Origin of the sequence: Methanofollis sp. UBA420 (genome assembly GCF_002498315.1) — an archaeon.
Taxonomy (GTDB): Archaea; Halobacteriota; Methanomicrobia; order Methanomicrobiales; family Methanofollaceae; genus Methanofollis.
The window spans coordinates 259,455-279,226 of the sequence record NZ_DAGX01000002.1 but is presented as its reverse complement, the minus strand read 5'-3'; the positions used below and the strand labels follow the sequence as shown (position 1 = coordinate 279,226).

Genomic DNA, 19,772 nt, shown 5'->3' with positions numbered 1-19,772 from the left:
CAAATGCCAGAAAGGAAATCATATTAACCGCCGCAGCCGATATTCTTACCATGCAGATCTCCCGGGAGATAGAACTGGAAGGGCATATTATCGATTCAGGTATCATGACCCTTGTCTTCGACCGGATCATGGATATGGGCGGGAACTTCGAGATCCTTACCTTTGAAGTGGGGAAGAAAAAGACCGACACGAGTTATGCCTGCCTGAAGGTGAGTGCTGCCGACGAAACGCAGCTTGAGGCGATCCTCAGCGAACTCTACCGTCTTGGTGCCCATCTTTCTGTGGTGGCCGACGCGCGGCTGGTCCCGGCCGAAGGCGACCGTATCGTCCCCAAGGACTTTTACTCGACGACCAACCACCCGACCTATGTGAAGTATGAGGGTGAATGGCTCTCTGTCGAGAACATCGAAATGGACTGCCTCGTTGTCGTGGACCCGGTCACACAGCGCGCCTGCTGCACTCCTCTCTCCAAATTGACGAAGGGCAGCCTCGTCGTCGTTGGCGAGGACGGCGTCAAGGTGGACTATCCCGAACGCCCCCGTGAGAAGAGCAGGTTTGAGTTCATGCAGGGAACCGTCTCGCCCGAGCGCCCGTCAGAGACCCTGATCGAGAAGATCGCAACGGAGATCGTCGAGGTGAAGCGGTCGGGCGGGAAGATCGTCCTTGTCGGCGGCCCGGCGATCATCCACACCGGAGGCGGCCCGGCCCTTGCGAAACTCGTCCATGACGGCTACATCGACGCCCTCTTCGCCGGGAACGCCCTTGCGACCCATGACATCGAGTCGAACCTCTTCGGCACCTCTCTCGGCATGGACATCAAGACCGCAAAACTCGTCACCGGCGGGCACAAGCACCACATCTATGCGATCTCCGAGGTGATGCGCGCGGGCTCGATCAAGAACGCCGTCGAGCAGGGCATCGTCACCGGCGGCGTGATGTACGAGTGCGTCAGGAACAATGTCCCCTTCGTCCTCGCCGGTTCGATCCGCGACGACGGTCCCCTCCCTGACGTGATCACCGATGTCATGGAGGCGCAGGACGCAATGAGAAAGCATCTCAAGGGCGCGAAGATGGTGCTGATGGTGGCGACCCTCCTCCACTCGGTGGCCGTCGGCAACTGTCTCCCCTCGAGCGTGAAGACGCTCTGCGTCGATATCAACCCGGCCTCCCTGACCAAGTTGATGGACCGCGGCACCTCGCAGGCGATCGGCATCGTCTCCGACGCGGGCACCTTCTTCCCGATGCTTGCGAAAAAATTGGACGAACTCTCGGAAAAAATCAACGGGTGAGGGGCATAGACCAGGGCTTCTCGTGCCCGAGGACATATTCCCACTCTTTTTTGCACGCGCATTCGATCTCCGCGAGGGCGCGGATCAGTTCCACGTCGCCGGTGAGGGCGTACTCGTTGATGCCGTCGATGATATCGCGGTCGCACTTTCCGCAGTTGTGCGGGCCCCTGAGATGGCCGCCGCCGACCGGGTCGCAGAAGACCGGGACGCCGGGATCAACGTTTCCAAGCACTTCAAGGATGCTCCAGAGGTACGGCGGGCGGTAGGCCTGCTCCTTCCAGAGATGTTCCAGTTCTGTTCTTTTCTGGACGGTGCAGGCGTTCATCGAGATCATGCCGCAGTACGGCGCCACGTCCATGATGGAAGTCTTCATGTCCTCGATGGCCTCCTTCTCGGTGAGGAAGAGCGGCTTTAAGAGGAGGTAGGCCTTCACTCCGGCGCCCGCCGCCTTCGCTCTCTTCGATGCCTCGATGAAGTCGGCAAAGCTGAACCCCTTCTGGATCGACTTCTCCCTGATGGCGTCGTCTGTCGTCTCAAGCCCCATCGCTACGTGGATGGGGGAACCGAGAGCCTCAGCCATCTCCGCGAGCGCCTCGGTCTCCACATACTCGGGCCGTGTCTCGACGACGACAACCTTCCCGGCAAAGGCCCGCGCGATCTCTTCCCTGAAAGTCGGCGGCACCTCGACAGGGTCCAGAAAACTGCCCGACGTGAAGATCTTCACCATCCCGACCTGTGAGAGGTCGAAGTTCTCCTGCACCCAGGCGAGTTGTCCCCTGAGAGCGGCAAGGACCTCCTCGGTTTGAGCCCCGAAATAGCCCTCAAAACGGTAACCGCACATCAGACAGCGCCGGTATGAGCATCCTCCGCTTTTAAAGATTACGGTCAGGGAATCGAGGATATCATCTTCGTAACGGTCTTTTCCTTTCCACGCGGCCAATGGCTTGATAGATTGTATAGATAACATTAACACTTATTTCGTTGATCTATATTGTTATGAAAATATCTATGATGAGGATTGCACTTTCCCTGCTCTGCCTCCTCTGTTGTCTTGCAGCTCCGGCAGCGGCGGCATTCATCGAGATTACAACCCCCGATTCCATCAATGCGGGCCAGCCCCTTGAGGCGACCGGGGAGACCATTGCGGTGAAGCCCGGTTATGTCGTTGACATCGTCCTCTATGACACGACATCTTCAAAGAGCGAGGTCGACCGTCAAGCCGTCGTGATCCAGGGCGACGGGACTTTTACGGTGACCTTCGAGACCGAAGATCTCAGGTCTGGCACCTATTCGGTTGAGGTCCAGTCACGCGGCGAGAACATCTTTGGTAGTAGTTCGAAGAAAGTTAAAATCTTCAAGATAGTGAACAGGAACGATGAACTTACCGTCACCTCCCCGAAGACGCAGGACTATGACGGAACCCTCCAGGTGGCAGGCACGCTTGCAAAGTATGGTGATGCCGGTCTCAGGCTCACCGTGACCGACGCGGAGAAAGAGACCGTCTATGGCCCGAAGTGGATCGAGACCGATGCGGGCGTTTTCTCTGCCTCTGTCCCTATCACCTCCGGGGGCACCTATACGGCCGAGATTGCTGACAACGCCAGTTATGTCTGGACGACTCAGTTCACCGTGACTGGCGGCGAGGCACCGGTCACGCCGGCGGTGACGCAGACGTCCGGGCCCACCTATTCGGCTTCGGCCCCGGCCTCCCGCGGGAACCCGGCATATTTTGCCGTTGATACCCTCGGCGGCCCGGTGACGATCAGCACCTCCACCGGGATCGACTGGGTGCTCGAGTACATCGACGAGAAGGGCGAGAGGTCGCTGGTGAATAGTCAGGGTACCACGGCGCCGGAGAGCGTCACCCTCCAGACGACAGGCGGCACTGTCTATGTGAAGGTCACCCCCCAGCTCTACACCGAGACCGGAACGGTGACGGTCGCGGCCGAGAATATCAAGAAGATCTCGGTCGATGCCACGGTGGCGGGCAAGTTCGGCGACCCTGTCCCGACGACGGCCCAGAGTCCGATGCCCCTCGGCCTTGTGCTTCTTGCCCTCGGTGCAGTCTTCCTCCTTTTCAGGAAGATCTAAAACCTCCTCAACCACAGCATCTTTTTTTAAGTGGCAGTACAATAGGTACTGGCGTGCCGGGGTAGTCTAGTCCGGGAAGGCGGCGGCCTTGAAAGCCGCTGGTGCTCGCACCTCGGGAGTTCAAATCTCCCCCCCGGCGCTCTTTGTTCGTGTCGGTTTCTTTTTCGGTCATACCTGTCCCTATGTGGTTCTCTGTGTTATGGCAACCCTGGAGAATCGCTCGTGAAACGAAGTTTCTGGTGGTTCTTTGAAAACCACTTCAGGGGTTTTCATGGTAAATCCCCCGGATCCTATCCCTGTGGTGCCTGCATGTAAGAGCATGGGGGTGTGGGCCCGCGAGAGACAGCCCGGGTCAAATACGCCCTCATCTGCCTCCAATCCGGGGATCACGCCCCCCGTTCGGGGCCATATCGGGGAGATCCGGCGATCCGGGCATACCGGGGTCCGTGGGCAAAACAGGATGAAATACGACAGGACTCAACGCCCTCAGGTCGCCGATATGATTGGGGGTAATGCCCTCCCTTCTCCCGCCCCCTCTGGTGCCGGGGAGGGGGAGGGAGTGGGGGTGGAAATTGTCCAGATCGGGCTCTGGAGATACCTCCGTATGAGGATCTGAGGATGGAAGATGATGGGGTGTTCAGCCCCGCGGTGCCTCTGCCGTTTTCATGGCCGCCTTCATGATGAGTGCATGGTCTTCCTCGGTGATCGCCCGCATCGCCTGCCCCTTGATGTGCTCTGACCACTGCTTTTTGTCGGCGATGAATTTCAGGCGAGGGATCAGGGGCGTGAACTCCACGGGTGGGTCGAAGATCGTGATCGTTTTCAGTCTGAACCGCAGGGGGAAGACCTCGTTCCCGAGTTTTCTGGGGGCGGTGAAGATCGGCTCTGTGTCCTCATAGACGCTGGAAACGATCTCGAAGCACCCGGTGATCGCGGGCGGGAGGGTGATGTCCCTATCAATCTCCTCGTGCCCGACATAGAGGAGCAGGGTGTCGCCGGGCCTGATCCTGTTGATCTGGCTGACGTCCTTCTTCGGGACGCCCCATATTTGTTTTTTTATCACGATCTCTGCATTCTCACGTGTGGAGGTGGCAAGCCAGCGGGTCATGGAGTGGCAATATAGTTCCTGGTTGGAAAAAGATATCGGGAGAGATGGTTAGGTGGAATCATAGCCTGATGATGAATGTGCAACAGATTGCTGCATACAAGGGAATTCATCTTCAACGAAGTGTGCGGCCTCTGGAATGAGGGAAAGAAATAACCCGATGAAACAGAGGAGATGACACACATTCACCACCCGAACCGAACCTTCAACACCCCTCTCCCCCCACTAAGAAGAGAAACGTCATGGCTGCCATCGACGCACTCCTGAAAAAATACTGGGGCTATACCTCATTTTTGCCGCACCAGCGGGAGATCATCGCATCGGTCCTGGAGGGGCGGGACACGGTGGCGATCATGGCGACAGGGGGCGGAAAGTCCCTCTGCTATCAGGTGCCCGCCCTGTACCTCGGCGGCCTGACCCTTGTCGTTTCCCCTCTCATCTCGCTTATGAAGGACCAGGTCGACGACCTGAACCTGCGGGGGATCCCCGCGGCCGCCTACACCGGCACTCTCACGTACCAGGAGAGGACGGAGGTCGAGAGGCAGTTGGCGGAAAACACCCTCAGACTGCTCTTCCTCTCGCCGGAGAAGTGTATGCAGTCAGGTTTCCTGAAATCCCTCGGCCGATATCCCGTCCGCCTTATCGCCATCGACGAGGCGCACTGCATTTCTGAATGGGGCCACAACTTCAGGCCCGAGTACAGGCAACTGTCCCGGCTGAAGAAACACTTCCCCGATGTTCCCATCGTCGCGTTGACGGCCACTGCCATCCCCGAGGTCAGGAAAGATCTCGCCCGGCAGCTTGGCCTCTCGGAGCCCCGTGAATTCGTCGGCAGTTTCAACCGCACAAACCTCCGGTATAGTGTCGTCTCGAAAGAGAAACCGATGGCCCTGCTTCTTTCCTGTATCAACCGGCACAGGAAGGAGTCAGGGATCGTCTACTGCTTTCGCAAGAAAGAGACAGAAGAGATCGCCCGGGACCTCAGGAAATATGGGTACAGGGCACTCGCATACCATGCAGGCCTCCCGAACAGTGTCAGGGAGAATGTCCAGGACGATTTTCTCTATGGCCGCGTGCAGGTCGTCTGCGCCACCGTTGCCTTCGGCATGGGCATAGACAAACCCGACGTCCGCTATGTCGTCCACTACGACTTGCCAAAGACTGTCGAGTCCTACTACCAGGAGACAGGCCGGGCAGGGCGGGACGGTCAGGACAGCGAGTGCATCCTCTTCTACGACCCGGAAGAGTCTGGCAGGGTCAGGTCCATGCTCGAGCACGGCGGACAGGACGAGCGTCACATCCGCATTGCAGTCCAGAAACTGGATGACATGGTTGGCTATTGCGAGACGACCGGATGCCGGCGAAAATACCTGCTGAACTACTTCGGGGAGGAATATGCCCGAGAAAACTGCGGCATGTGCGACACCTGCGATCACTCCGGGGAGACGATCGACGGCACCGAATACGCGAGAAAGATCATCGGGTGCGTGGGGCAGTTGCCGGCGCACTTCGGGGTCGATCTCATTGCCGACGTGTTGAGAGGTTCGAAGAACGCAAAAGTCAGGGATAACCGCTTCAACCTCCTTCCCGTCTATGCGACAGGTGCGGAGCAGAGCAAAAAGCAGTACCGGATATGGGTCCCGGACCTTGTCAGGCAGGGATACCTGGGGCGGACAGGCGACAGATCTCCGGTCATCTGCCTGACCGATAAGAGCGCCGCGGTCATGAGGGGAGAGGTCAGGGTCATGCTCCCGGCGCCTGAAGGCGGTGCGAAGAAGAGGCGGGTCGAGGACACCCTGAGTGCCGAGAACCGGGAACTGTTCGTCGCGTTGAAGGCCCTGCGCACATCGATTGCAGGCCGAGACAGTGTGCCGCCCTCTGTCGTATTCCCTGACAAAATCCTGATTGAGATAGCCCGTCTCCGCCCCTGCGATCGTGACAGCCTGGGAAACATCGCCGGCGTCGGCACGAAGCGGCTGGAAAAATATGGCCCCGACTTTCTCTCCGCCATCAGACGCTATTGTTCTGGATAGAGATACCAGAATGCCGCGGTCGCGTTCCACCACACATATATGGCAGGGCACCGATTATCCCGCATGCCGCCACGCATCCTCGTCGCCTATGCGACAAAGCATGAGACCACGCGGGAGATCGCCGACGCCATCGCCGACACCCTCCGGGGGGAGGGCCTCGACGTCGAGGCCGTGCCTGCCGGGAAGGTGACATCTGTTGCCGGATACGATGCCGTCGTCATCGGCTCGCCTATCTATATGGGGAAGATCCTGAAGGAGGCAAAGCAGTTTGTCGACCATTTCGCCGACGCCCTCCAGGAAAAACCGGTCGCGGCCTTTGTCGTCGGTATGAGCTGCAAAGACCTGACCGATGAGAATCGCAGGAAGGTGAAGGCGGCGATGGAGCCCATCACCGCTCGCATCCGCATCAGGGGGGAGATGGGGATGTTTGCCGGGAGGATGAACCCTTCCTATATCCCGGTGCTCGGCCTTTTCATGCGATATGACGAGGCGAAGACCGAGGACGCCCGGGACTGGGAGGCAATCCGGGTGTGGACCGGGAGACTGCCCGCCAGTCTCGGCATCGCTATGCATCCCATTCCTGCCTGACAGTTCAGTGCGGGACCATGGGCACGACGAAGAGCAGGACCTCCAGGGCGATCAGGATGATCACCACCCACTCGAGGTAATTCGAGTGCTGGAGATTTACCCCATCGGAGAGCATCGCGTATGTCTGGCGGATGATGGCGATCTTCCTGCCGACACTGTCGCTCCACTGCTGGCAGTTCATGACCCTGAGGCTCATCGCATAGATGCGGCCATAGTAGACGTCCTCGGTCACCTTGATCAGGTTGTTGACTTTTTCTGTGATCTCCGAGATCTCGGCCTGCGTCTGCATCAGCCCCATCATGATCGCGCGGTACTGCCTGATCCGATAGAAGAAATAGAGGCGGTCGGCCATCTCGATGTCATCGTACATCTTCTCCATCTGGCGCGTCAGTTCGCCGTCATAGAAGCGCAGTTCGAGGAGTTGCACATTGGCGTACTCGATCAACTCGATCAGGTCTGAAGGCGGCTCTGTGTTGACGAGGATGGCGCTGTCCCGTGTGAGGATCGCCCGGTCGTCCTCGCTGTAACTGAGGGCATTCTTGAGGGTCTCCTGCCGCGTCTCCGCGGAGAATGTCACCGTATCCCCGAGCAGTACCCGTGTCGGGTCGAGGGAATCGTCGAGTGCGTGGGTGATGAAGATGGCGTAGTCCTCATAGAACTCCTCGTCGACCGTCCTCTCGCCGATCGCCGGCCTGAGTGTCGCAAGGAGACGTGCGATGGTGGCGGTGAAGGTGGCGTCCAGGCCCCTCTGGCCTGCGAAGCGGAGGGCGGTCTCCTCCAGCTCCCGCGGGGTGCCCTCGAACTCTTCGTGGATGAGGCAGATGCTGATCGCACCGATATCGTACACCCGTGCGTCGATGCGGAAGGTGTAGGCCTTTCCGTCCTGCTCAAGGGTCACGGGATCGAGTCTGAGCAGGAGGGGGGCATGCTTGATGATGATCGCCCGTGGCTTCACCCGGACGAACCGCGCCCGGCTGATGGTCATGCTCTCCGAGAGAGCCCGTTCGAGGGAGGCGAGGTCGATCTCTTTTCCGATATCGTAGATTCGGTAAAAACGGATTGCAAACATAGTTTCCGGTCACTCTGAAGGGGCCTCCCTGGGGGGAAGGGGCCTCTGATCCTTTTCTGGATCAGATCGCGTATCATCGGATAGGATATAAGGGTGCGTCACCGGGCAGGGGAGCGTGCGGCAGAATCCGGCAGGCTCTGGTGTATCCGGGACAGGCGCGGCATGCACGGAGAACGGTATAAAATAAGTTTATGTGGCTTTGTAGAAATTCTCATACTTTAGCCGATGTAGCCCCGATCCTATGAAGAGGTACATAGATCCACTGCCTTCCTCACGATCTAGCCGGGGGAATACGCCCCCGGACCTCGAAAATCAAAGATTTTCTCGACTACCCCCGGTCGTCCCCGCTCAGGATTGAACCTCAAAGGGCAAACTTGCATTTTGAAGAGGGGACTGCCCTCCACCCCCCCTATCCTAATGGCAGGGGGACTGGGGGGCGGCAGCCCCCCGGACGAGACACTCCAGAATAGGATTCCTACAGAGCCGGTTATGTCCTGTTCTGCGCCTTCAGCCGCGCTTCAAGCCTGTCAAGGAGTTTCCTGATCTCCTCGATCTCCTGGACCGTGACCTCGCCATCATCCGGGCCAGGCGTCTCGCCTGAGATCCCCCGCCACTGGGAGAGGACGTCGTCCAGGCTGGTACCGACAAAGGTCTCGCCGCCATGGGCCACGACCAGTCCGATCTCCATCATCTCGCCGGTCTGGGAGATGACCGGGATGATCCAGACTTCCTGGCCGTCGAGGACGTACATGATCGGCTGCACGACCTCAAGGCCCGTGGCCATCGCCACCTTCTGGTGCTGCTGGACATTAGCTGCGGCGCCGAAGTCGTTGTAGTAGCCGGGGGCGTTGTAGAAGGTGAAGGTGCCGTCCTGGACGTCGCAGAGGACATAGCCGACCATCGAGGAGTCCTTGCCCGGCGTCGTGATGGCGGTGAACCAGTACTGGTTGCCGTCGGTGCCCTGGACAAGGTAGACGTCGGGGTCGCCCGAGGAGAGGGTCGCCCCGGCCTCGCCGTGCTCGACGTACACCTCGCCTGTCGGGTACTTCAGGTTGCGCTGGCCCCACCAGGAGTTGATCCAGCCGTCCGAGTAGGTGCCCCACCAGCCAAGATAGGTCTCGGTGAGATCCTCATCGTAGACCCGCTGGATCCAGGCGGGCTGTGTGCCGATGTCGAAGAACTCATTGGTGCCGGTGACAGGGTCGGTGACGACGATGCCCTCGGGCGTCTCGCCGATGATGCCGTAGAGAGCGGGCCGGGAGAGGAGAGTGACCCAGCGGGGGTTTCCCTCCTCGTCGAGCTGGAAGACGGGCTGGTGGATGACGTACGTGGGGTAGTCCTCCCAGATATGGCGGGTCAGGTCGTATTCCAGGATGGCATGCGGGGTGTAGTGCATCTGAAGGCCGATGACCCGTTCGGGTTCTGCCTTCGGGTTCTCTGACGAGACGATCACGTAGCCGTCCGTGCCTTCGCCGGCATAGATGAGGGCCTTGTCCAGAGTGGTGTAGTCCAGGGGGACCAGCCAGACCAGTTCGCCCCTGAGGAACTGGACGTCGGGCGTGAAGACGCCGACCTTGTATCCCAGGTTTCCGATGACCTTGTCTGCCCGCCAGAGGGCGGTCTTGGCCGAGGTTAGCCTGATGTGGTTGGTACTGATGAGGTCGGTGGCATTGTCCACGGTCTTGACCTGCGGTATGGCAGCAAGGTCCTGTGCTCCGATGACCTCGGCGCCGGTGGTGAGCATCGGGATGCCGAGGATGGCGAGGGTCAGGATGGTCCCGCCGACAACACGCATCTTTTCGGCGCCATGGACGTACGACGCGGCGATCCCGCTCACGGCAAGAGAGACCGCGAGGTAGAGGAGGACATTTACCAGGACAAGTGCCGGCGTCCTGAGGTACAGGGCGGCCCCTGAAAAGATGGCGCCGAGGGCGATGAGGCCGGGGTGGTTGAACTTCAGTGTTCTGTCTTCAATACGGACGGTCCAGAATGCCGTCATGATGAACCAGAAGACGATGAGAAATATACTCATAATAGATGCCTGATCGATCTTTGTGTTAAGTTGACATTACATATTGTGCCGTTCTCTCTACATGTTCGGGGATTTTTCCTCCCTGCCACGGCTCTCGTGGATATACGCGCACGGAATCCTCCTTGATGAGGAACCGGGCAGCATGAGTGGTGATACCTGGCAGAGCACCCATGTCATCGTGCTCATCTGATGCAGGCTGCCGGCCAGCGAGGTGAACAGCATGCCCACTGTGATGCATCGCCGCCGGAAAGACCGGCCCGCGCCTCTCTTATACCCTCCCTGCCTACCAGACATGCATGGACAATTCTGCAGGACCGGACCTCTCCGATGACACCCTCCCCGTCGAGAACGACGTTGCACCCTCCCCTGAGGTGCTCGATCGCGCCGTCGCCGACGATCTCGACGGCCTCACCGACATCCTCTTCCACGGACAAACGCAGAAGGTCAGGGAAGACGCCGCCCTTGCCATCGGCATGCTGATGGGTGCGGAGGCGGTCGGGCCTTTTATCGAACTCTTCGCCGAGGATGACCGCGACCTGCGGATGGCCGCTTCGTGGGGGCTCTCCGCGATCGGGACGCCGGCCATCGACGGTCTCATCGCTGCGCTCTCTGCGGAGGACGCCGCCACCAGAATGTGGGCGGCCTACACTCTCGGCGCCATCGGGCACTGCAAGGCCGAGGTTGCACTCGGAAAGGTGCTGAAGGACGAGGACGCCGACGTCAGGTGGTGGGCTTCCTGGGCCCTGGACCAGATCCTGCAGAGGCACGGCTGCTGCAACGGGTGCTGATGCCCGCGGCAACCCCGGCAGGAGCAGAGGGATAGAACCTCTCTTCATCGCCTCTTCGGGATAGGATATATATGACATGATTCCCTCTTTGGCGTGGGATGGTATCATGACCGAGATCCGGATCGCGCCGGCGGTGTACGCCATGCCGGACGAAAACCACGAAAATCTCCATATCGAGATAGAATTACCCGGCGTCGACAAAAAGGACATCACGCTCAGAATGCACGACGATAGTTTCTTTGTCCAGGCATCGAAGGAGGGGACCAGATATGCGGGCTCCTATGCCACCTGCTGTCCGATCGATTATGAGAAAGCGAAGGCATCCTATCACAACGGGCTGTTGACCGTGGATGTCCCGTACAAAAAGCCCCGGGCAAGGGGCATTGAGATTCCCGTCCAGTAACCTGATCTGGTGCTGAACCGAACCACCGGTTCTACCCCCATCTCTCACGACGGTACGGCTTTTCTGTAGACCCGGGGATCCTCTCCGTCTGGCAGCGAGTATTTCGTGTGTCAATTCCCGATCTCTCTCCGTATCTCTAATATGATAGCATATATTACCCCTTTGAGAATAAATCAAAACAAACAGAAATACAAATATTTAATAATGGTTTCCAAATAATCTATGGAGAGACGATCTGTATGGAGATGCGTGATGAGGGGAGGGCCAGTGCCGCAGCAGGGGCCCTTGGCTTTTCTGACCAGGGGTTACTCTGGCAACGGATATTTGACGCCATAGAAGACCCTGTCTTCATTCAAGATCCAGATGGCATCATTCTCCTGGCAAACCGGGCCGTGGGTGACCTTCTCGGCGTCGATGCCGGAGAGGTTGTCGGGAAACCCTGTTATGTCGTGATCCACCAGACCCCGACATTCATCGAGGGCTGTCCCTTTGTCAGGTCGAAGACCTCGGGAAAGAGGGAGAGCTACACCCTCTGGATGTTTGGCCGGTGGTTCAGGGTCTCGATCGACCCGATCCTCCACCCTGAGCGCGGTGTCATCGGTGCGATCCATATCATCACCGACGTCTCCGACATCAAGAGGGTCGATGAGTTGCGGTCCAGGCTTGCATCGATCCTTGAGACGAGCGAGGACGCCATCATCGGCGCCTCTGCGGAGGGCCGGATCACCTCCCTGAACGCTGCAGCCGTCGGTCTCCTCGGCACTACGCCTGACGAGGCCATAGGCCTGCCGGTCTCGCATTTTGTCCCCGACCCCCTTTTCAAGACATGGGAGGAGACGGCACAGGCCGTCGTCGGGGGCAGGGCAGGACGGCGCTTTGAGTCCGAGGTCCTCCGTCTGGACGGCACGAACCATGAGGTTTCGGTCGGCATCTCCCCCATCCGAGATGAACGTGGTGTCGTGTCTGGCTACTCCTGTCTCATTCACGACCTCACACCCCAGAGGAAGGCCGAACGTGCCCTTATCGCCTATGTCGCCGAGGCCGCCCTGCGGATGAAGGTGCCGCTCGGCGGCGTCGCGCATGAAATCGGCAATGTCGCCCCCCTTCTGGACTCGGGACAAATCCGGCCCGAGGACGCGGCCACCATTCTCCGGGTGCAGAAGGCCCACCTCGACCAGATCCTCCAGAACCTTGCCGACCTCGACCGTGCGGTCGCCGAGTCTGCCGAAGAGATCCCTGAGGCCTACCGTCGCTTCCTCTCCGGGGAATAATTTTTTTTAGACTCTTAGATGAAGTGGCTATCTCCTCCACAGAACCTCCTGTTCTCTCTTCCCCGGACCAATCCTGAGCGGGGAACGAGCGATAGCGAGTTCGAGAAATCTATGATTTTCACTGTCCGGGGGCTTTGTCCCCCGGCGAACAGAATAGGAGAAGGCGGTTGATCGGTGCCCCGCACCGGGGGACTGCCGCCCCCGATCCCCCGGTACAGGATAGGTGTGGATGGCAATCTCCTTCTCGGGATTTTCTGCTCTATCTTCCCCTGCCCTTATTCTGAGCGGGGACAACCGTGTCGAGAAAGTGGAAAGTGTGGGGCATTTTCCGGTTCAGGCAAATCTGTGATCTGCCATGGACCGATCTCCCCCTTCCCGTGCCGTCTCTTGATTCATGGAAATAGGGGCGTCTTTTTCCCATCCAACCGGGGATTTTCCCTTTGATCCCGGCCATGTCACTTCAGAAGGTGTTTTTATGATCAGCACCCTACACCTTACCAGAGGGAATGCTGAATGTGTGTTGCAGTTCCTGCCGAAGTAATCGAGATCAAGGACGACAAGACCGGTGTCGTCGACTACGGCGACCTCAGGCAGGAGGTAAGGCTTGATCTCGTCGATGTCAAAGTAGGCGAGTTCGTCCTCGTCCATGTCGGCTTTGCTATCCAGAAACTCAGCCGCGAGGAGGGCCTGTCGACAAGAGAACTCTTTAAAGAAGTCTACGCAGCGATGGAAGAGTAATGCACGAATACAGCATCGCGTACGACATCTTTGCCACAGCCCAGCGCGCTGCCGTCGAGAACCATGCAACGCAGGTGAAGGCGGTCAAGGTCGACGTCGGCGAATTTGCGATGGTCAACCCCGAACAGGTGAAGTTTCTCTTTGAGGTCATCGCCGAGGACGACCCCATCTTTGCAGGCGTCTCTATGGAGTGCCGAACCGTGAAGGTGCGCACCCGTTGCGACTGTGGCTATGAGGGCGACGAGAAGTTCGTCTGCCCCACGTGCGGAGGTCTCCCCCACATTGTCGAGGGAAAAGAGATTGTAGTCACCAAAATTGAGATAGAAGTGAACGATTCATGAAAGTCAACCTGATGCACGGCGCCGGCGGCGAGGTGATGGGCGAACTTCTCAAGGTGCTTACGAAGTTCACCCACAACAATGCCGGCGGGATAGGCCTTGAGTCCCTGGACGACGGGGCGGTGTTCCCGGTCGGGGACCAGCAGATCGTGTTTACGACCGACAACCATGTCATCCACCCGATATTTTTCCCTGGCGGGGATATCGGCAGGATTGCCGTATCCGGCACCATCAACGACCTTGCGATGATGGGCGGTCGCCCGATCGCCCTTTCCTGCGGCATGGTCATTGAGGAGGGTTTTGAGGTTTCCGATCTGGAGCGGATCGTCGCCTCGATGGACGCGGCCCTCGGCGAGGTCGGGGCATCGATCGTGACCGGCGACACCAAGGTGCTGGAGAAGGGCGCCCTCGACGGTATCGTCATCAACACTGCGGGTATCGGCGTCGTAAACCACGTCGTCAGGGACAACGGGCTCAGGCCGGGCGACTTTATTATCGTCTCCGGCACCATCGGCGACCACGGGCTTGCGATCCTCTCCCACCGCGAGGGTTTCGACCTCGGCGAGCAGATCCTCTCCGACGCCGCCCCCCTCTGGGGCATGGTCGAGCGCGCCCTTGCCGCCGGCGATATCCACGCGATGAAGGACCCGACCCGCGGCGGATTTGCCAATGCGATCAACGAGATGGCGAGAAAGAGCGGCGTCCACGTCGAGATCGATGAAGAAGCCCTCCCGATCCGGAAGAGCGTCAGGAGCGCCGCCGCCATGCTCGGGATCGACCCCCTCGAAGTCGCAAACGAGGGGAAGGTCGTCATGGGCGTCGCACCCGGCGATGTCGACGCGGTCCTTGCCGCCCTGAAGTCGCACCACTATGGGAGAGACGCCGCGGTCATCGGCCGCGTCACCGAGGGTTCCTCCGTCGTCATGAAGACCTCGATCGGTGGCGAGCGCTTCATCGAACCGCCGGTCGGCGACCCTGTGCCGAGAGTCTGCTGATATGATCGGGGAGGAGACGGTCGTCCTGAAGGGCGTCACCCTGCCGGGCGGCAGGGTGGCAGACCTCACCCTCGGCGACGGAAGAGTCGTCCATGTCGGCGCCGCAGGGAGGGCCGACGAGGTGATCGACGCGGCCGGCCTCCTCTGCATCCCGGCCGCGGTGGACATGCACACCCATCTGCGGGGCGGGGCCACGCAGGGGGCGAAGGAGGACTGGGCAAGCGGGACCGCGAGTGCGCTCTCTGGCGGGGTGACGGTCGTTGTCGACCAGCCGAACACCGTACCCCCCCTCACGACGCACGAGGCCTTCCGCGCCCGTGTCAGCGAGGCCCGCGACCATGCCCTCTGCCGTTTCGCAATCAATGCCGGGATCGTCCCCGGCGCCGACCTTGCAGGGCTCTGGCAGGAAGGGGCGATGGCCTTCGGCGAGATCTTTGCCGGCCCGTCCAGTTACGGCGCTGCCGTCCCTGAAGATACCCTGAAGGATGCGTTTCTCACCCTCAGGGACCTTGGCGCCCTGGCCACGGTCCATGCCGAAGATCCCCTCCCGGGTACTCCCGCGACCCTTGCCGACCACGACCGTCTGAGGCCGGCCGATGCCGAGGTCAGGGCCGTCAGGACGGTCTCCTCTCTCCTCCCGCCGGGTGGGCGGGTCCACTTCTGCCATATGAGCACGGCCGCCGCCGTCGATGCCGCTGTCGGCACCGTTGAGGTGACGCCGCACCACCTCTTCCTCTCGCGGGAGCGTTTCGCGCCCGAAGACACCCATGCACGGGTGAACCCCCCCCTCAGGTCGGAGGAGGAGCGCCGCCGTCTCTGGAGCAGGTGGGAGAGGATCGACGTCGTCGCATCCGACCATGCCCCGCACACCGCCGGAGAAAAGGCCGCGCCCTTCGCCGACGCCCCTTCGGGCATGCCGGGCGTCGAGACGATGGTGCCCCTTCTCATGGCCGCGGTGCGAGAGGGCCGGATCTCCCTTTCATCGGTCATCGAGAAGACCGCGATAAAACCCGCACAGATCCTCGGCATCCCTGCGGCCGGGTTTGTGCCGGGCAAGAGGGCCGACTTTGCCCTGTACCCTGCAGAACCCAGGAAGATCGACCCCGAAACCCTCCATACAAAATGCACCTGGACGCCGTACGAAGGCATGGAGGCGGTCTTCCCTGAGATCGTCGTCATGGAAGGCGCCTGTGTCGTGCGGGACGGCGAGATCGCCGCCGGAACCGGCGGCTCCTGGATGCCGGGCAAGGGCTATATACGCTGACCGCTAAACTATAGAGGCCGATACATGCACATCCATAGGTCCCCGGGCGATCGATTGGCAGAGCCTGGATATGAGCTTCGGGACAACCCGGATGTGCGACAGGCGCGCCCGGTGCGAGGGTTTAAGACCAGGTGAAGAACGGCACATGCCACTGATGATCCATGGTCGTTAGCACCGGGCCACACCGGTGATACCCGTGACCTCTCTTGACGACGCAGTAACAGGCCCGGACAATTGTGTCGTGCTCACTCTCGACGTCTCTGCCGGGAGCAAAAAGGACTCTTTTCCTGCAGGCTACAACCCCTGGAGGCATGCCCTTGTCTGTCAGGTCGCCGCTCAGGCAGTGGGAGGGAAGGCAAACCGTGCCATCGTCGCTCTGGTTGCGGAGACGATCGGCGTTCCGAAGTCTGCAGTCGGCATTGTTGCCGGTGCCACCTCGACGATCAAGCGGGTCGAGGTGAGGGGTATATCAAGAGATCAGGCAATACAGCGTTTATCCTCTCTTCTTCCCGGATAATTCTCGGGATCCGTCCACACAGGTGCGCGCATACCCAAAGGTGGATATATAAGTACTCCGGGATATATCTACTACCATTGTCTATGGGCCGTCATCGTATTTCTCATATGACAGATTCCGGAGGCTTATCATGTATTCATCAGATACGACCAAGTATCTCATTCACATTAATCTCTATGCAGAGGGGGTGGTCGAGAAACCCGACGTAGTCGGTGCCATATTTGGCCAGACTGAAGGGTTGCTCGGCGAAGACCTTGACCTCCGCGATCTCCAGCGGACCGGGCGGGTCGGCAGGATTGATGTCCATATCATGAGTAAGAAGGGCGAGACCCGGGGAGAGATCCTCATCTCATCCTCCCTCGACCGTGCAGAGACGGCGATCCTTGCGGCGTCCCTGGAGACGATCGACCGGGTCGGCCCCTGCGTCGCGCATGCCACAGTCGAGCGGATCGAGGACATCCGCGTGACGAAGAGGAAGCAGATCGTGGAAAGGGCAAAGGAACTGCTGATCACCCACTTTGATGAGTCGGCGATCGACTCCACCGAACTGCTCGACACTGTCAGGGAGTCGCTGCGGATCGAGAAGATCAGTGTCCTCGGCGAGGAACGGGTGCCTGCAGGCCCGAATGTGCTTGACTCGGATGCGATCATCGTCGTGGAGGGGCGGGCCGACGTGATCAACCTTCTCAGGTACGGGATCAAGAATGCCGTTGCCGTGGAGGGGACGAAGGTCCCGGCAGTTATTACGAAACTCTGTGAGATCAAGACGGCTACGGCCTTCTTCGACGGCGACCGCGGCGGCGACCTCATCCTGCGCGAACTCCTCCAGGTCGCTGAAGTCGACTATGTCGCTTTCTGTCCGCGGGGCAAGAGCGTCGAGGAACTGACACGGAAAGAGGTCATCAAGTCCCTGAGAAACAAGGTCCCAACAGAGTACATCAGGGATCAGCTGACCGATACAAAGGAAGAGGCCCCTGCAGAGACGATCCCTCTCCAGGAGACGATGCCGGTCATTGTCAGCGAGGTGAAAGAGCCCGAAGAGGCGGCCGCGAGCATACCCCCGGCACAGCCTGTCATGACCCTCGAGCAGCAGATCCAGGAGGTCGAAGGGAGGGGCATGGCACGTTTCCTGACCTCGGATTATACGCTGGTGAGCGAGGCGAAGGCCGGCGATGTCGAGCGCGCCGTTGAAGAGATCGATTCGGACACGGCCGGCGTGATCATCGACCGCCCGGTCGATCAGAAACTCATCGATGTCTTCCTTGCGAAAGGACTGGAGTTCATTGCCGCTCCGGAGTTCAGGGATATCGTGAAGAGGCCTTTATCTCTCAGGCTCATGAAAATTCGGAAGGCGTAGAACGGAGCAAATATATTTATAATAAAATTTCCTATTTCTCTTTCGGGGTTTGGACATGCATAAAGAAGAACTGATTACCCTGCATCAGATCCTTGTCGAGATCAAGGATTATTTCGAGACGATGAATGCCGAACTGAAGTTCCCGCAGTACTACGCGCTCAAGATCAACCCGTCCCAGATTCATAAGAGCAAACTTGAGCACAAACACGCGATCTTCGTCCTCGGGCAGGAACTCGCCAATGCAATGAAAGATATCGACTATAATGCCTCGTCCCGCATCTCCGCCAGAATGAAGGAACTCTCCGAGAAGACCGAGCGGGAACTCGAAAAGAGTATTGAGCAGTGACCGCTCCCCCACCTTCAGTGAGGGGCCCTCTGCCTGATTTTTTCGTAAAGGGGGGGCATGTCCCGAACCCCCGGGCCAGTTTATGACCTCAACGCCTGTTCCTTTTCGATCAGGTGGCGGGCAAGCATTTTTGGAATAGGGGCCGCCATACAGTGCCAGTTCGGCGTGCCGTTCACTTCAAGGACAGTATAACTTCCATTCTCGGCGAGCAGGTCGACGCCGCAGTAATCGGCACCGACTGCCTCGGCCGCACCGCCGGCGACCTCCTGCATCTCCCGATCGATCTCGATCGGCGTCCCGGTCCCTCCCTGGTGAATATTGTGGGTGAGATGGGCCGACTGCCGGCAGATGGCACCGACGGCCTTTCCTTCTATGACGAAGACCCTGAAGTCCCGGTCGTTTTGCACATATTCCTGGAGATAATAGGGGGCTTCGCCGAACTCGTCGGGCGTGGTGACGAGACGGACGTCGATCCCGTCATAACCGTAAACCGGCTTGGAGACCGCCTTCCCATGCCGTGCAAGGAAGTCGGCGGCAAGTTCCCGGGACGCGGTAAAGAGCGTTTCAGGTGACGGTATCCCTTTTTTGAGAAGGAGCGCCGTCGTCTTGACCTTGCTTGCGCAGGTCGCGATCGCGTCGGGCGAGTTGACGACGAGGTTCTCAAGGGCGAGGACATCTAGGCACTCGAACTGGTGAATATCCTGCTTCATGCCACATACCCAGACGAGGTCACCGGCGATGGACGCCGAGAGGGGATCGATAGCGTCGAGGTCAAGGAGGGCATATTCGGCTCCCGCCCGTTTGAGTTCAGAGAGCACCGCAGCAGTCGAGTTGTCGTCGTGGGTGTCTGTCGGTTTGGGTACAATGCGAATCATGATCTATCCCCGGTCGGGCGGCGATGTCGGCCGCTCTCAGTAAGAGTAATCTTGCGGGGGAGGGGATGAAGATATCTATATTTTTTCTCCGCCGATCTCGCCCAGACTTGCCTCGGCTTTCTCGACCATCAGTTGCATGGCCTGGATCTTCGCCCGGGCAGTGAGTGTTTCTCCTTTTTTCAGGGCATCTGATGCTTCCTGGTACAACTTCTCAGCCCTTTCCACTCGCCTTTTCGGTCTCCCCACATCTTCCCCCGCGATCTTGAGAAGGTCGATCTCCTCCCTGACAACCAGGAGCTCCCTGAAGATATCATGGAGTTCCATGCCGATATCTGCTGTGGCAGGCAGACCTTCATCTCTGGCATCAAGCATCGCTCTCATCTCTTCGTCGATGTCGGTGACCCTCTCGGCGACGAGGATGGCAAGCGATGTCGCTTCTCCTGTCGTAAGCCCCTGGCCCTGGAAAGAGACCTCGAGGTCGGGGCCGGAGAGTCTCACCGCGATCTGCCCCTTTTCCTTCCCACAACTGATGGTCATTGGCGAACGGGCCTTCTCCCTCTCGAAGAGCACACTGATGCCGTTTGATTCCAGATCTTCGGCAAGGCGATCCAGGAAAGTGGAATAGGCACCGGCAAGGCCTCGGGCGTAGTGGATATATGACATTGACATCCCC

At 59.3% G+C, this 19,772-nt stretch carries 20 protein-coding genes and 1 tRNA gene; 15 read left to right on the top strand and 6 right to left on the bottom strand.

Annotated elements, in window-relative coordinates; genetic code table 11:
- The first annotated feature begins 50 nt into the window (after positions 1–50).
- Positions 51–1,289, top strand: a complete 1,239-nt coding sequence (locus tag BP869_RS01400) for a TIGR00300 family protein (RefSeq protein WP_342676207.1) — start codon at positions 51–53, stop codon at positions 1,287–1,289.
- Here the strand turns inward: BP869_RS01400 and BP869_RS01395 are convergent.
- Entirely contained in the window at positions 1,279–2,256 is a 978-nt protein-coding gene (locus BP869_RS01395) for an archaeosine biosynthesis radical SAM protein RaSEA (protein ID WP_342676205.1), read from the bottom strand. The two genes, BP869_RS01400 and BP869_RS01395, sit on opposite strands and share 11 nt — an antisense overlap.
- A 41-nt stretch (positions 2,257–2,297) precedes the next feature.
- On the opposite strand from BP869_RS01395, the gene BP869_RS01390 reads away from it, so the two are divergent.
- Positions 2,298–3,380, top strand: coding sequence for a hypothetical protein (locus tag BP869_RS01390; RefSeq protein WP_342676203.1), 1,083 nt, complete (start codon positions 2,298–2,300; stop codon positions 3,378–3,380).
- Positions 3,381–3,435: 55 nt separating this feature from the next.
- A tRNA-Ser gene (locus BP869_RS01385) sits at positions 3,436–3,519 on the top strand.
- 498 nt (positions 3,520–4,017) lie between these two features.
- On the opposite strand, the gene BP869_RS01380 is transcribed toward BP869_RS01385, so the two are convergent.
- The gene (locus tag BP869_RS01380) at positions 4,018–4,488 is read right to left on the bottom strand and encodes an EVE domain-containing protein (RefSeq protein ID WP_342676201.1); all 471 of its coding nucleotides are present in this window, start codon (positions 4,486–4,488) and stop codon (positions 4,018–4,020) included.
- 239 nt (positions 4,489–4,727) lie between these two features.
- Between BP869_RS01380 and recQ the strand changes: the two genes are divergently transcribed.
- Together recQ and BP869_RS01370 are read left to right on the top strand one after the other, a co-directional pair.
- Complete coding sequence (recQ, locus tag BP869_RS01375) at positions 4,728–6,518, top strand: DNA helicase RecQ (RefSeq protein ID WP_342676199.1); 1,791 nt, start codon at positions 4,728–4,730, stop codon at positions 6,516–6,518.
- Positions 6,519–6,581: 63 nt separating this feature from the next.
- The gene (locus BP869_RS01370) at positions 6,582–7,106 is read left to right on the top strand and encodes a flavodoxin domain-containing protein (protein WP_342676197.1); all 525 of its coding nucleotides are present in this window, start codon (positions 6,582–6,584) and stop codon (positions 7,104–7,106) included.
- 4 nt (positions 7,107–7,110) lie between these two features.
- Here the strand turns inward: BP869_RS01370 and BP869_RS01365 are convergent, their stop codons facing one another.
- Complete coding sequence (locus BP869_RS01365; protein WP_342676195.1) at positions 7,111–8,175, bottom strand: hypothetical protein; 1,065 nt, start codon at positions 8,173–8,175, stop codon at positions 7,111–7,113.
- Between the two features lie 487 nt (positions 8,176–8,662).
- Positions 8,663–10,207 carry a hypothetical protein gene (locus BP869_RS01360; RefSeq protein WP_342676193.1) on the bottom strand — a complete coding sequence of 515 codons (1,545 nt, stop codon included), beginning with the start codon at positions 10,205–10,207 and terminating at the stop codon, positions 8,663–8,665.
- Positions 10,208–10,503: 296 nt separating this feature from the next.
- Between BP869_RS01360 and BP869_RS01355 the strand changes: the two genes are divergently transcribed.
- The 10 genes from BP869_RS01355 to BP869_RS01310 all read left to right on the top strand — a co-directional run bounded on the left by BP869_RS01355 (position 10,504) and on the right by BP869_RS01310 (position 18,224).
- The gene (locus BP869_RS01355) at positions 10,504–10,995 is read left to right on the top strand and encodes a HEAT repeat domain-containing protein (protein ID WP_342676192.1); all 492 of its coding nucleotides are present in this window, start codon (positions 10,504–10,506) and stop codon (positions 10,993–10,995) included.
- Positions 10,996–11,101: 106 nt separating this feature from the next.
- Positions 11,102–11,398 carry an Hsp20/alpha crystallin family protein gene (locus BP869_RS01350; RefSeq protein WP_342676191.1) on the top strand — a complete coding sequence of 99 codons (297 nt, stop codon included), beginning with the start codon at positions 11,102–11,104 and terminating at the stop codon, positions 11,396–11,398.
- Positions 11,399–11,637: 239 nt separating this feature from the next.
- The gene (locus BP869_RS01345; RefSeq protein ID WP_342676189.1) at positions 11,638–12,669 is read left to right on the top strand and encodes a PAS domain S-box protein; all 1,032 of its coding nucleotides are present in this window, start codon (positions 11,638–11,640) and stop codon (positions 12,667–12,669) included.
- A 513-nt stretch (positions 12,670–13,182) separates the two neighbouring features.
- The gene (locus BP869_RS01340) at positions 13,183–13,407 is read left to right on the top strand and encodes a HypC/HybG/HupF family hydrogenase formation chaperone (RefSeq protein WP_300162603.1); all 225 of its coding nucleotides are present in this window, start codon (positions 13,183–13,185) and stop codon (positions 13,405–13,407) included.
- Positions 13,407–13,748: a hydrogenase maturation nickel metallochaperone HypA gene (locus BP869_RS01335; RefSeq protein WP_342676186.1), complete on the top strand. Its 342-nt coding sequence runs from the start codon at positions 13,407–13,409 to the stop codon at positions 13,746–13,748. The genes BP869_RS01340 and BP869_RS01335 overlap by 1 nt, the downstream gene beginning before the upstream one ends.
- On the top strand, positions 13,745–14,740 hold the full coding sequence (gene hypE / locus BP869_RS01330; RefSeq protein WP_342676184.1) for a hydrogenase expression/formation protein HypE: 996 nt from the start codon (positions 13,745–13,747) through the stop codon (positions 14,738–14,740). The genes BP869_RS01335 and hypE overlap by 4 nt, the downstream gene beginning before the upstream one ends.
- Before the next feature lies 1 nt (position 14,741).
- Complete coding sequence (pyrC, locus tag BP869_RS01325) at positions 14,742–16,004, top strand: dihydroorotase (protein WP_342676182.1); 1,263 nt, start codon at positions 14,742–14,744, stop codon at positions 16,002–16,004.
- A gap of 196 nt (positions 16,005–16,200) precedes the next feature.
- Positions 16,201–16,521 carry a DUF167 domain-containing protein gene (locus BP869_RS01320; protein ID WP_342676180.1) on the top strand — a complete coding sequence of 107 codons (321 nt, stop codon included), beginning with the start codon at positions 16,201–16,203 and terminating at the stop codon, positions 16,519–16,521.
- Between the two features lie 130 nt (positions 16,522–16,651).
- A complete protein-coding gene (gene dnaG, locus BP869_RS01315; protein WP_342676178.1) occupies positions 16,652–17,878 on the top strand; it encodes a DNA primase DnaG in 1,227 nt (408 codons plus the stop codon).
- A gap of 55 nt (positions 17,879–17,933) precedes the next feature.
- Entirely contained in the window at positions 17,934–18,224 is a 291-nt protein-coding gene (locus BP869_RS01310) for a UPF0058 family protein (protein WP_342676176.1), read from the top strand.
- Between the two features lie 80 nt (positions 18,225–18,304).
- Here BP869_RS01310 and BP869_RS01305 read toward each other — a convergent pair whose 3' ends face one another.
- Positions 18,305–19,099 carry an ATP-grasp domain-containing protein gene (locus BP869_RS01305; protein ID WP_342676173.1) on the bottom strand — a complete coding sequence of 265 codons (795 nt, stop codon included), beginning with the start codon at positions 19,097–19,099 and terminating at the stop codon, positions 18,305–18,307.
- A gap of 75 nt (positions 19,100–19,174) precedes the next feature.
- Positions 19,175–19,762, bottom strand: coding sequence for a hypothetical protein (locus BP869_RS01300; RefSeq protein WP_342676171.1), 588 nt, complete (start codon positions 19,760–19,762; stop codon positions 19,175–19,177).
- Positions 19,763–19,772: the final 10 nt, after the last annotated feature.